The sequence below is a fragment of the Pseudomonas salmasensis genome (genome assembly GCF_014268375.2).
Lineage (GTDB): Bacteria > Pseudomonadota > Gammaproteobacteria > Pseudomonadales > Pseudomonadaceae > Aquipseudomonas > Aquipseudomonas salmasensis.
This window is the reverse complement of the sequence record NZ_CP077083.1, coordinates 4,514,673-4,527,887: the sequence shown is the minus strand read 5'-3', so window position 1 is coordinate 4,527,887 and position 13,215 is coordinate 4,514,673. Positions and strand designations below refer to the sequence as shown.

Annotated in this window: 7 protein-coding genes; all 7 read left to right on the top strand. The window is 58.1% G+C overall.

Features of this window, described 5'->3' with window-relative positions:
- Positions 1 to 21 precede the first annotated feature (21 nt).
- Positions 22 to 3,375: a dermonecrotic toxin domain-containing protein gene (locus HU731_RS20255; protein WP_186608178.1), complete on the top strand. Its 3,354-nt coding sequence runs from the start codon at positions 22 to 24 to the stop codon at positions 3,373 to 3,375.
- Between the two features lie 99 nt (positions 3,376 to 3,474).
- Positions 3,475 to 5,076 carry an ABC transporter substrate-binding protein gene (locus HU731_RS20250; RefSeq protein WP_186608179.1) on the top strand — a complete coding sequence of 534 codons (1,602 nt, stop codon included), beginning with the start codon at positions 3,475 to 3,477 and terminating at the stop codon, positions 5,074 to 5,076.
- 258 nt (positions 5,077 to 5,334) lie between these two features.
- Complete coding sequence (locus tag HU731_RS20245) at positions 5,335 to 6,963, top strand: ABC transporter substrate-binding protein (protein ID WP_186608180.1); 1,629 nt, start codon at positions 5,335 to 5,337, stop codon at positions 6,961 to 6,963.
- A gap of 305 nt (positions 6,964 to 7,268) precedes the next feature.
- On the top strand, positions 7,269 to 8,873 hold the full coding sequence (locus HU731_RS20240) for an ABC transporter substrate-binding protein (RefSeq protein ID WP_186608181.1): 1,605 nt from the start codon (positions 7,269 to 7,271) through the stop codon (positions 8,871 to 8,873).
- Between the two features lie 171 nt (positions 8,874 to 9,044).
- The gene (locus tag HU731_RS20235; protein ID WP_003188488.1) at positions 9,045 to 10,439 is read left to right on the top strand and encodes an OprD family outer membrane porin; all 1,395 of its coding nucleotides are present in this window, start codon (positions 9,045 to 9,047) and stop codon (positions 10,437 to 10,439) included.
- Between the two features lie 80 nt (positions 10,440 to 10,519).
- Positions 10,520 to 12,118, top strand: coding sequence for an ABC transporter substrate-binding protein (locus HU731_RS20230; RefSeq protein ID WP_186608182.1), 1,599 nt, complete (start codon positions 10,520 to 10,522; stop codon positions 12,116 to 12,118).
- 76 nt (positions 12,119 to 12,194) lie between these two features.
- Entirely contained in the window at positions 12,195 to 13,205 is a 1,011-nt protein-coding gene (locus HU731_RS20225; protein WP_003171721.1) for an ABC transporter permease subunit, read from the top strand.
- The last annotated feature ends 10 nt before the right edge of the window (positions 13,206 to 13,215 follow it).

Below are 13,215 nucleotides of genomic sequence, written 5' to 3'. Positions count from 1 at the left end.
CATACAATGAGAGCCGAATTTATGTCCCTATCACTCAATCCAACACCCTCGTTATCGCTGCCACCCGTGATCGTCAATCCCACATCAAACACTCAAGCTCAGGCGATACCAGCTTCGTCCCCGCCCACGGCAGAGACCATCCACCCCGACGAAACCGCACTGCTCAAGGCCTACCTCGAGGCCGTACAACGCAAGGTGCTGCACGGCAATGCCGGGCTTATAACCGTGCCGCCCCAAAGCACTCTGGGCCAATGGCTTGGGCTGTATCGCACGCTTGTGGAAAACAACGTTGTACAGGGCTGGCTGCGCGAACAACACGTCACCCCGGACACCTTGCTTTCAATCAACCCGTCTACAGGGACCTTGTCCTTTGAGGTCAGTGGCAAAAAGAAAACCTTTCATCTGTCGGATACATCAGGCTGGGGGCAGATTTCAGGGCCGTTGCTGGCCGCAGCCAAAGTCATCGCCCCAGGCAATAACGGAGAGTTGCGCGTGAGGCTGGGTAACGACGCCATGCAGGTCAGCGCAAAGGTGGTGGCCAACTTTGAAGGCGTTCCCCTGCCGAAAACATTGTCCCAGGCTCGCGCACAAATAAGGCACTTGGAACATAAGGAAACCTTCGACCCTATCGCCGCCAATGACCCCCTGCGCCCTGCCGGCAGCCGTTCGGCACTGGCGCTGCAAGTGCAAAAACACAACGCCGCCAACTACTACAGCAGCGCACCGCAGGCGTTGGCTTACAAGCGCCTGGCAGTTGACGTCGCCAACAACCTGCCCAATACACGAGCAGAAGCCAAGAAGTGGGCGGATGGCCTGTTGCTCACACTCACCGGCAAACCTATCGACTCCGACACCGTGTACTTGAACCGCTTCAAAGGCGGCGAAAGCGCGGACACCGCGACCAGCTGGGAACACACCTTCCAGGAGCCCTGGTCTTCGCTGCGCTTGCCCGACGCCCTGCTGAAAAACTTCTCCGAGCACGACTGGGTGCCCGGCAACCTGGACCTGGAAGCGGGGTTGTATACCCAGCCTGCCGGGCAAAGCGACAAAGGCGGCTACGGTAAACACAATCAAATCGCCCTCAAGCCATCCCAAGTGATGCACGAGAGCTGGAAGACCGACTTTCAGACCCAAATGACCCAGAAGATCGACCACTTCTGGAACACGCATAACGACGAGTACGAGACGGCGATAAAAGGTGAATTCATCTTCCAGGCCCGTAAGCAGTTGAAAAGCACCGAGGGCAGGTCCGCGCTTGAACGTTCCTTGCAAGCGCCCGAGCACCAGCTCACCCGTGACGACTACCGCTTGGTGATGGGGGCCGTGTCCAACGTGGCGCTCGATGAAAATACGCCCCTGGCATTGGAACAACTCAAGGCCAAGGCGCCGACGAGCGGCAATCTTCGAGCGAACGCCCTGAGCCTACACGGGGTTACGTCCAGCGATATCGTGCGCTTCAGCGAAGGCGACGGTGGCCGGCAAGTGCTGTATATCCCAGGCGCCGAGCCGGCATTTGTGCGCTTTGATTCTGTTGAGAAGCTGGACCAGTGGCTGGTCGAGCAAGCCAAGGACCCTGCAAAACGCGAAGCGCTGGCAGCTCACTTCCCGATGATCTATCGCCAGGACCAGACCAAGAGCTTTGGTGAGCGCGCGGCAAAAGTACTGATGCCCATTCTGTGGTTTACCCATGTGGGCGAAAAGAAGGATGGCCTGGACACCCTCTTGGCGAAAATGGCCAGTGGTGAGTTGAAGGGGTCAGCGATTGACCGCAGCCACGCTGCCATTAAAGACGACGTTTTTTCCACATTGGCAACGGCCGCCAAAGAGCGGATGAACAGTGACGCCGATGTGGTCATCAAGTCCAACAGCGAGGTGATTCGCGATACCTGGCTGAACGACGTCACCGTCGCCGCCGGCTTGTTGGCCAAACTCGCCCCCATCGCCGCGCCCGTCGCCGCCGCAGCGGTGGTTGCCGGGTTGGCCGAGGTGGCGCTAGGGGCAGAAAAAACCACGTCTGGCGACACCGTGACAGAACGTGATGAGGGCGCCACCAAAGCGTTCGATGGCTTACTCAATACACTGTTTTCCTACGGTGCCAGTGCTGTGCCGGAAGACCCTTTTGCACTGCCCGCCGAAAAACAACTGCCGCGCCTTAAGCCGCAGACTCTCCCCGAGCTAAATGCTCGCGAACCGCAACCTGGGCCGTCCACAGGCACCCCCGTGGTGATTGACCCTATTAACGCCCCACTCCCCAGATCCCGTTCACTCATTCCAATGGCGCAATATGCCGTCCCGGAGGGTGAACAGCTGATAAAGAACGCGCCCCGCGACGCACTGGGTGTCTATCGCATAACGGACAACCAGGGAGCACTGCGCCAATTCGTGCGCCTTACCGATGAGACGGGGGCGAGCAAGGTATTTGAGATATCGGGGCGTTACCGCACCGGCGATGCATTTGCCAGAGTCATCAACCCCGATAACGGCGCGGGGCTGATGGTCATTACACCCGGGCGTGATGGAGAGTGGGCCCGTGCACCGGGCGACGGTGGGGTGAAGTGGCCGTGGCAACGCACGGTTTCGCCCCCCAAGGATCCAGAAGTAAAAATCTCGCCTAAAATTTCGGACAACTTCGTTGGTCTCGAAGGCGAGAAATTAGCCGGGGCAGAACGATTCGATGAGCTGTTGAAAAATAGCGGGCGCCAGAACTTCGATTTTTCCACTCGAAACGTTAATAGCAACGGTATCGACCAGACAAAGTTGGAGGTCTCCTGGGAAGTTCCCGACAATGACTTCGCTGTTGGCGAAACAGAAAAAGCAGGCCCGGCAGATTACGGCACAAGTCAATATTCAGACCAATTCGTCAAAGACGTCAATCGCAGTACATACCGTGTGGAGGTAAAAACAGGCGGTGCACCGCACACCGTGGAATTGAATCAAGGCGGGGCCTCTACTGAGGATATACGCAGGGCAAGAATCACACAGTTCGAAACGCTGATCCCCAACCCCGATCTCAGGGCGCGTATTTCCGAGGTCGCTCACCAGGGGGCGATGGCCGAAGTTTCGGCGGGTTTTATGTCACTTGAGGACACGGAACTGAAAGAAGGTTTCAGACTAAAAGTAGACATTCCCTCTTATACCATCATCTATGACCCGACGAGCGAGGTGACCGAGGTCAACGCCATTGGCATTGGTCATATACAGGATATAGAGCGGGGTATCGACCCGGTTCCCGGTATCGAGGTGACACTGACCAAGCGCTTCAAAATCCTCGCAACCAACGATGTAAGTGAGCCATTCAAGATCGACCAATCGGCTCCTGCCCGAGCAAGCCTTATGGTTGCGCCACTCCCTGAAAAAAATACGCTTGCTGCTTAAGCGAGCATCAACGGCTATCTGGCAATCCTCAACGGAGGTAACCTCAGTTACCTCCGTTTTCGTACAGACAGTTTTTTGCCCGCCACCTCAAGGGACTCCATGGACAGAATCGCCTTCAAACAGCTCCTTCTCGCCACCGGTCTCCTGGCTTTGATGCCAATGGCCCAGGCCGCCACGACCCTGGTCTACTGCTCCGAGGCCAGCCCCGCCGGCTTCGACCCCAGCCAATACACCAGTGGCACCGACTTCGATGCCTCCGCCGAAACCGTGTTCAACCGCCTGACCCAGTTCAAGCGCGGCGGCACCGAGGTCGAGCCTGGTCTGGCGACGAGCTGGGATGTTTCGAAGGACGGCCTGACGTACACCTTCCATCTGCGCGAAGGCGTCAAGTTCCACACCACCGACTTTTTCACCCCAACGCGCGACTTCAACGCCGATGATGTGCTGTTCACCTTCAATCGCCTGCTCGATGCCCAGAGCCCGTTTCGCAAGGCCTACCCCTCCGAGTCGCCCTACTTCACTGACATGGGCTTGAACACCACGATCAAGAGCGTCGAAAAGCTCGACGAGCACAGCGTGCGGTTCAACCTGAACACGGTCGATGCTTCGTTCGTGCAAAACCTGGCCATGAGTTTCGCCTCGGTGCAATCGGCCGAATACGCCGCCCAACTGTTAAAAGAAGGCAAGGCCGAGCAGATCAACCAGCAACCGGTCGGTACCGGGCCGTTTGTGTTCAAGCGCTACCAGAAAGACTCGCAGATCCGTTATGTGGCCAATAAGCAGTATTGGAAACCCGAGGATGTGAAGCTCGACAACCTGGTGTTCGCCATCACTCCCGATGCTGCCGCGCGCCTGCAGAAACTCAAGGCGGGCGAATGCCAGGTCAGCGGTTACCCGCGCCCCGCCGATATCGAGATCATGAAACAAGACCCCAACCTGCGCGTGTTGCAACAAGCAGGCTTCAACCTGGGCTTTTTGGCCTATAACGTGACTCACCCGCCGCTGGATCAACTCAAGGTGCGCCAGGCCCTGGACATGGCCATCGACAAGCCCGCGATCATCAAGGCCGTGTACCAGGGCGCCGGGCAATTGGCGCAGAACGCACTGCCTCCCGCGCAGTGGTCTTATGACCCCAAAATCCAGGACGCCCCTTACGACCCGACCAAGGCACGGTTGCTACTAAAAGAAGCAGGGGTTGCACCAGGTACCACCATCAACCTGTGGGCCATGACCGTACAACGCGCCTCGAACCCGAATGCGCGGATGTCTGCACAAATGATTCAACAGGATTGGGCCAAGGTCGGCATCAAGGCCAACATCGTCAGCTATGAGTGGGGCGAATACATCAAGCGCGCCAAAAATGGCGAGCACGATGCAATGATTTATGGCTGGACCGGCGACAACGGTGACCCCGATAACTGGCTGGGCGTGCTCTACAGTTGTGCCGCGGTCAAGGGCAGCAACTACGCCAAATGGTGTAACCCGGCCTATGACAAGCTGGTGCAGCAGGCCAAGGTCAGCAGTGACCGCGAGCAGCGCATCAAGTGGTATCAACAGGCACAGAAAATCCTTAAGGAACAAATACCTATAACGCCTATTGCGAACTCGACGGTTTTCCAGCCTATGCGCGAGCAAGTGCAGGACTTCAAGATCAGCCCGTTTGGGCTAACGCCGTTCTACGGTGTGGGTCTAGATAAGTAACAGCCGCGCCCCAACCGAGTGCGCTAGACGCCTCGGCTGGGCTTTTTTGGTGCGCCATTTGCACCGAAAAAACCCTCCAAATAAGCACTTTTGTGTCGAAACTTTCATAATTGCGACATTCCTGTACGTTCGTACCACAGTTTTCCCTTTGCAACCGCTCTGCATCTTGCATTGGGTATGGCGCCTGCATAAGTATCCGCAGGCCGACTCACGAGGTCGCCCTCACCACCAAAAATGACAACAAATCATGAGGCCAACATGCTTAAACACGCAGTCCTTCCGTTATTAGTGAGCGCTGGCCTTATGGCCGCAGCCCCCGTAGCCCTTGCGGCAACTAACCTGGTGTTCTGCTCCGAAGGGAGCCCGGCCGGTTTTGATCCAGGCCAGTACACCACCGGAACAGACTTCGATGCCTCGGCCGAAACCATGTTCAACCGCCTGAGCCAGTTCGAACGTGGCGGCACCGCCGTGGTTCCTGGCCTGGCCACCAGCTGGGACGTGTCTCCGGATGGCCTGACGTATACCTTCCACCTTCGCGAAGGCGTCAAGTTCCATACCACCCCGTACTTCAAGCCTACTCGTGAATTCTCGGCTGACGACGTACTGTTCACCTTCAACCGGATGATCAATAAAGACGATCCGTTCCGTAAGGCCTACCCCACCGAGTTCCCGTACTTCACGGACATGGGGATGGACACCAACATCAAGAACATCGAGAAAATCGATGACCACACCGTCAAGTTCACCCTTGGCACCGTGGACGCCGCGTTCATCCAGAACCTGGCCATGAGCTTCGCCTCGATCCAGTCCGCCGAATATGCTGCGCAGCTGTTGAAGGAAGGCAAGCCTGCCGACATCAACCAGAAGCCGGTCGGCACTGGCCCGTTCGTGTTCAAGAGCTACCAGAAAGACTCGAACATTCGCTACACCGGCAACAAGGACTACTGGAAACCTGAAGACGTGAAGATCGATAACCTGATCTTCGCTATCACCACTGACCCGTCGGTGCGTATCCAGAAGCTCAAGAAAAACGAATGCCAGATCACCCTGTTCCCGCGTCCGGCCGACCTCAAGGCGCTGGGTGAGGACAAGGACCTGAAATTGCCGCACCAGGCCGGTTTCAACCTGGGCTACATCGCCTACAACGTCATGCCAGTACTCAAGGGCCAGACCGCCGCGAACCCGCTGGCCGACCTGCGCGTACGTGAAGCCTTGGACATCTCGGTGAACAAGCAGCAGATCATCGACTCTGTGTACCAGGGTGCCGGCCAGCTGGCAGTCAACGCCATGCCGCCGACCCAGTGGTCTTATGACACCACCATCAAGGATGCCAAGTACGATCCTGCCAAGGCCAAGGAACTGCTCAAGGCCGCTGGCGTCAAGGAAGGCACCGAGATCACCCTGTGGGCCATGCCGGTTCAACGTCCTTACAACCCCAACGCCAAGTTGATGGCCGAGATGCTGCAGAACGACTGGAAACAGATCGGCCTGAAGGTCAACATCGTCAGCTACGAGTGGGGCGAGTACATCAAGCGCTCCAAGGGCGGCGAGAACCAGGCCATGATCATTGGCTGGAGCGGCGACAATGGTGACCCGGACAACTGGCTGAACGTGCTGTTCGGCTGCGACTCGCTGTCGGGCAACAACTTCTCCAAGTGGTGCGACAAGAAATTCGACGGCATCGTGAAAGAAGCCAAGGCCACATCGGATGTCGCCAAACGCACCGAGCTGTATAAGCAGGCGCAACATATCCTCAAAGATGCAGTCCCGATGACACCTATCGCGCACTCGACGGTGTATCAACCCATGCGTAATACCGTGCAGGACTTCAAGATCAGCCCGTTTGGCTTGAATTCCTTCTACGGCGTTAGCGTCAGCGGCAAGTAAGGATCAATAACGGCGACGTTTCATAACGTCGCCGTTATTCCATCCGCCTGGACCTTAGGAAACAGACTACGTTTGCAAGCGTTGCCGTCTTACAGCAATGAACTGCGACCCGTGCCTCCGTTGCCTACAAGGTCAGTCAGAATTGACGCATTTACTGCAAGGTCAACGCCCCATAAGGTCGTAGGACAGCAGAGGCATCACTCTGGGAAGGGCACTTGCTGTGTGTGGGATCAGTGCTGTCTGCCTGGCTGCATGCCAGAAGCAAGGCTCGCTGTTGATAACTACAAACAAGGACCGGGAACGTCATGCGCCATACAACCGTTGTATCCGCTCTGTTTGCCACCAGCCTGCTGGCCGTGGCCACGATGGGCCAAGCCGCCGAAAAAAAGAGCCTGGTGTTCTGCTCCGAAGGTAGCCCGGCAGGGTTTGACACCGCGCAATACACCACCGCCACCGACAACGATGCGGCGGAGCCTTTGTATAACCGTTTGGTGGAATTCGAAAAAGGCGCCACCGACGTCGTCCCTGGGCTGGCAACCAAGTGGGATATCTCCCCAGATGGCCTGACCTACACCTTCCACCTGCGTGAAGGGGTGAAATTCCACAGCAACAAGGAATTCAAGCCGACGCGCGACTTCAACGCCGACGATGTGCTGTTCACCTTCAACCGCATGCTTGACCCCGAGCATCCGTTCCGCAAGGCCTACCCCACTGAGTTTCCTTACTTCAACGGGATGAGCCTGAACAAGAACATCGCCAAGGTCGAGAAAACCGGCCCCTACACCGTGGTAATGACCCTGAACACGGTCGACGCCGCGTTCGTGCAGAACATCGCCATGAGCTTTGCCGCGATCCTTTCGGACGAATACGCCGAGCAGTTGCTCAAGCAAGGCCGGCCCAGCGACATCAACCAGAAGCCGATCGGCACTGGCCCGTTCGTGTTCCAGCGTTACCAGAAAGATTCGCAGATCCGCTACGTGGGCAACAAACAGTACTGGGACCCGAGCCGCGTCAAGCTGGACCAGTTGATCTTCGCCATCAACACCGACGCCTCGGTGCGCGTGCAAAAACTCAAGGCCGGCGAATGCCAGGTGACCCTGCATCCACGCCCCGCCGATGTCGAAGCCCTCAAGGCCGACCCGAACCTGCAACTGCTGACCAAGCCGGGCTTCAACCTCGGCTATATCTCCTACAACGTACGCCACAAGCCATTCGATCAGCTTGAAGTACGCCAGGCGCTGGACATGGCGGTGAACAAGCAGAGCATCCTCAACGCCGTGTACCAGGGCGCCGGGCAACTGGCGGTCAACGCCATGCCGCCGACGCAGTGGTCCTACGACGACAGCATCAAGGACGCCGCCTACAACCCGGAAAAAGCCAAGGAGTTGCTCAAGGCTGCCGGCGTCAAGGAAGGCACCGAGATCACCCTGTGGGCCATGCCGGTACAACGCCCGTACAACCCCAACGCCAAGCTGATGGCCGAGATGCTGCAGAACGACTGGGCCAAGATCGGCCTCAAGGTCAAGATCGTCAGCTATGAATGGGGCGAGTACATCAAGCGCACCAAGAACGGTGAGCACGATGTCAGCCTGATCGGCTGGACCGGCGACAATGGTGACCCGGACAACTGGCTCGGCACCCTCTACAGCTGCGACGCCATCGGCGGGAACAACTACTCCATGTGGTGCGACCCGGCGTACGACAAGCTGATCAAGCAAGCCAAGGTCGTGACCGACCGCGAACAAAGGACTGTTCTGTACAAACAGGCGCAGCAACTGCTCAAGCAGCAGGTGCCGATCACGCCCATCGCCCACTCGACGGTCAACCAGCCGTTAAGCGCCAAAGTCGAAGGCTTCAAGGTAAGCCCCTTCGGCCGCAACGTGTTCTCGGGCGTCAGCATCACCCCATAAGAAAAAAACCGGATGGCGGGGAGCGAAATCGGCTCCCCGGCAAACGTGCAGGCTTTTGTTGGGAAATTTCCTACGCCAAACGTTTGCAACAGCTTGAACGAGTTCCACACCCAATAGCCGGATCACCCAAAAAGACCGGCATTAAAAAAGAGAACCAAAGGAGCTTCACCCATGAAACTGAGCAGCAAAGCGCTTCTGGCCTTGGCCATCAGCAGCATCACGGCCACCGCCTACGCTGAAACGCAAAGCCAGGACTTCGTTCCTACCACCCTGGCCGGCACCAGCGCCCAAAGCGAGGCCAAAGGCTTTATCGAAGATTTCAGCCTGGGCGGCACCACGCGCAACTGGTACTCCCATGAAAGCAAATACCGTGGGGGCACCTTCTCGTACCAGAAGCACGGCCAGACCCTGACCGATCGCAACCGTACCAACTGGGTGCAAGGCACCATCCTCAACGCCAGCTCGGGTTTCACCCAGGGCACCGTTGGGGTCAAGACTGAAGTGGCGGTGTACAACGCCCTGGTACTGGACCGCAGCAAGCGTGATATCAAAGGCGGCTCCAACCGTACCCTGGCCGACTCCAACGGTGACGCCGTCGACCAGTGGAGCAAACTGGGCCTGGCCAACGTGCAATTCCGTGTGTCCAACACCACACTGACCGCCGGTCGCCAGAACTTCAGCAGCGGCATCGTCGACACCATCGGCAACCGTGCCCTGCCTTCCAGCTTCCAGGGTGTGAGCTTCAACAGCGAAGAGTTCAGCAACCTGTCGTTCCAGGGTGGCGTGTTCGACCGCGTTTCGCCACGTAGCGAGCAGAGCCTGTCGAAATTCCGCAGCGAATACGGCAACGGCGCAGAAACCGACAAAGTGTCGACCCTGGGTGTGAACTACCAGCCGCTGAAAAGCCTGAAGACCAGCTTCTTCGCCGCCAACGTGAAGGACTTCTGGAACCAGTACTACTTCGGCGCCACCCACGAGCTGGGCGACGCGCAGCAGTTGGGCCTGACCACCGGTTTCAACTACTACAAGACTGTCGATGAAGGCAAAAAAGAGATGGGGGAAATCGACAACGATACCTTCTCCCTCTCCCTGGGCCTGACTCACCAGGCACACAGCCTGACCTTCGGCTACCAACAAGTGAACGGTAACGAGTACTTCGACTACCTGCACGAAACCAACGGCATCTACCTGGCCAACTCCCTGACGTCTGACTTCAACGGCCCGAACGAGAAATCCTTCCAGATCGCCTATGCCATCAACATGGCTGAATACGGCGTACCTGGCCTTAAGTTCAACGCCTACTCGGCACGCGGCTGGGGCATCGACGGTACCCACTACACCGGCAACAATGGCCGGGCCAAGTTTGCCTATGACGGCATCCAGTCCCAGGACGGCGAGAAGCACCAGGAATACGGTGTAGGCGCCTCTTACGCGCTGCAGAGCGGCCCACTCAAAGCCACCACCGTGCGCGCAACCTATGTTGAGCACCGTGGCAGCGAGTTCCAGTCCGACGGCAGCATCAAAGAGTTCCGTCTGGTTACCACCATCCCGTTCAACATCCTTTAATTAGTGCCAGGCAGGCGGCGAGCTCAGGACGAGCCCGCCGCCTACGCTTTTCTGGCTCCATCGATTGCAGAGGGCTCTGAATGAAAATGCTCCCACTCCAAGCCGCCATGGCCGCTGCGCTGTTGAGCGTGGCGATCGGCGTTTCGGCCAAACCGCTGGTGGTCTGCACCGAAGCCAGCCCGGAAGGTTTCGACCCGGTCCTGTACACCACCGCCGTAACCGCTGACGCCGCCGCTGAAACCATGTTCAACCGCCTGGTGGACTTCAAGCCCGGCACCACAGAAGTGGTGCCTGCCCTGGCCAAAGACTTGCCGCAAATCAGCGCCGATGGCCTGACCTATACGTTCCACCTGCGTGACGACATCAAGTTCCACACCACCGACTATTTCAAACCCACGCGCAACCTGAACGCCGATGATGTGCTTTGGAGCTTCCAGCGCCAGCTGGACCCGAATCATCCTTGGCATAACAAGTCCGCTGTGGGTTACCCGTATTTCGAAAGCATGGGCTTTAAAGAACTGCTCAAGAGCGTAGAGAAGACCGACGACCACACCGTCGTGTTTACCCTGACCCGTCCTGAAGCCCCCTTCCTGGCCGACCTGGCCATGGCGTTTTCCTCGATTCACTCCGCCGAATATGCCGACCAATTGCTAAAGTCCGGCAAGACCGATGACCTGAACGCCAAGCCGATCGGCACCGGGCCGTTCATCTTCAACCGCTACGCCAAAGACGCCCAAGTGCGCTTCAAGGCCAACCCGGAGTACTTCCGTGGAAAGCCGCCGGCCGATCCGCTGATTCTGGCAATCACCACCGACAGCAATGTGCGCCTGCAAAAGCTCAAGGCCAACGAATGCCAGATCGCGCTGTATCCCAAGCCCGATGATGTACCCAGCGCCAAGGCTGATCCCAACCTGAAAGTGGCGGAACTGGCAGCGATGACCACCAGCTACACCGCCATGAACACCACCCACAAGTACATGAGCGATGCGCGGGTACGTCACGCGATCAATATTGCCTTCGATAAAAAGGGCTACAACGAATCGCTGTACGGCAAAGGCAACGCCGTCGATGCCACCGGCCCGTACCCGCCGACCCTGCTGGGCTTCAGTGACAAGCTGAAAAACCCTGTTCGCGACCTGTACAAAGCCCGCGCTCTGCTCAAGGAAGCCGGCGTACCGGAAGGCACCGAGTTCACCCTGTTCACCCGCAACGGCGGCGGCCCGACCAACCCTAACCCGATGCTCGGCGCCCAGCGCATGCAGGCGGATCTGGCCCAGATCGGCCTGAAGGTCAATATCAAAGTCATGGAATGGGGCGAAATGCTCAAGCGCGCCAAAGCCGGCGAGCACGACATGGTTTCTGCCGGCTGGGCCGGAGATAACGGCGACCCGGACAACTTCCTCACCCCAAACCTGAGTTGCGATGCAGCGAAAAACGGCGAAAACTACGCACGCTGGTGTAACAAAGAGTTTCAGGACTTGATCGACAAGGCCCGCGCCGACGCTGAACCCGCCGAACGCGCCGCACTCTATGAACAAGCTTTGGCCGTATTCGAGAAGGACCAACCGTGGATTCCCATGGCCTACCCGAAAATGTTTACCGCCATGCGCAAGAACGTCGAGGGTTATACCCAAAGCCCTCTGACCACCAATAACTTCGCCACCACCCAGGTGAAGTAAATAAGAAAAACGCTCGGCACCGTCGACACTGACGGTGCCGGACCTGCCTAACCGGCTGATTGAGGTACACACCAAGATGTTTAGTTTTATTGCCCGCCGACTGGGGTTATTGATCCCCACGTTCTTCGGCATCACGTTGCTGACCTTTGCGTTGATTCGCATGATTCCAGGCGACCCCGTAGAAGTCATGATGGGCGAGCGACGGGTTGACCCCGAAATGCACGCACAGGCAATGGAGCGCCTTGGCCTTAACAAGCCTCTGTATGCGCAATACCTGGACTATGTCGGCAAGCTCGCTCAGGGCGACCTTGGCGAATCGCTGCGCACGCGCACCAGCGTGTGGACCGAGTTCACCGCCCTCTTCCCCGCGACCCTGGAACTGTCCATGGCCGCGCTGTTGTTCGCCGGTATCCTGGGCCTGTTGGCCGGGGTGATCGCGGCACTCAAGCGAGGATCCCTGTTCGACCATGGGGTGATGGGCATCTCCCTGGCGGGGTATTCGATGCCGATCTTCTGGTGGGGCCTGATCCTGATCATGTTCTTCTCGGTGAGCCTGGGCTGGACCCCGGTTTCCGGGCGTATCGACCTGCTCTACGACATCGAGCCGCGCACCGGCTTCATGCTGATCGACACCTTGCTGGCCGACGAGCCGGACGCGTTCTGGGATGCGTTGCATCACTTGATCCTGCCGGCCATCGTGCTCGGCACCATCCCGCTGGCAGTGATCGCGCGCATGACCCGTTCGTCGATGCTCGAAGTGCTGCGTGAGGACTACATCCGTACCGCCAAGGCCAAGGGGCTGTCGCCGGCTCGCGTGGTGTTCGTGCACGGCCTGCGCAACGCACTGATCCCGGTGCTCACCGTGGTCGGCCTGCAAGTCGGCACGCTGCTGGCCGGTGCGGTACTGACCGAAACCATCTTCTCGTGGCCCGGCATCGGCAAATGGCTGATCGAAGCCATTGGCGCGCGGGACTACCCGGTGGTGCAAAACGGCATTCTGTTGATCGCCTGCCTGGTGATCCTGGTGAACTTCGTGGTGGATATCCTCTACGGCTTCGCCAACCCACGCATCCGTCACCAGCGCTGAGATCATGACC

Coding starts and splice junctions, on each gene's coding strand:
- HU731_RS20250 (WP_186608179.1), top strand. CDS start 3,475: ATGGACAGAATCGCCTTCAAACAGCTCCTTCTCGCCACCGGTCTCCTG.
- HU731_RS20240 (WP_186608181.1), top strand. CDS start 7,269: ATGCGCCATACAACCGTTGTATCCGCTCTGTTTGCCACCAGCCTGCTG.
- HU731_RS20235 (WP_003188488.1), top strand. CDS start 9,045: ATGAAACTGAGCAGCAAAGCGCTTCTGGCCTTGGCCATCAGCAGCATC.
- HU731_RS20255 (WP_186608178.1), top strand. CDS start 22: ATGTCCCTATCACTCAATCCAACACCCTCGTTATCGCTGCCACCCGTG.
- HU731_RS20230 (WP_186608182.1), top strand. CDS start 10,520: ATGAAAATGCTCCCACTCCAAGCCGCCATGGCCGCTGCGCTGTTGAGC.
- HU731_RS20245 (WP_186608180.1), top strand. CDS start 5,335: ATGCTTAAACACGCAGTCCTTCCGTTATTAGTGAGCGCTGGCCTTATG.
- HU731_RS20225 (WP_003171721.1), top strand. CDS start 12,195: ATGTTTAGTTTTATTGCCCGCCGACTGGGGTTATTGATCCCCACGTTC.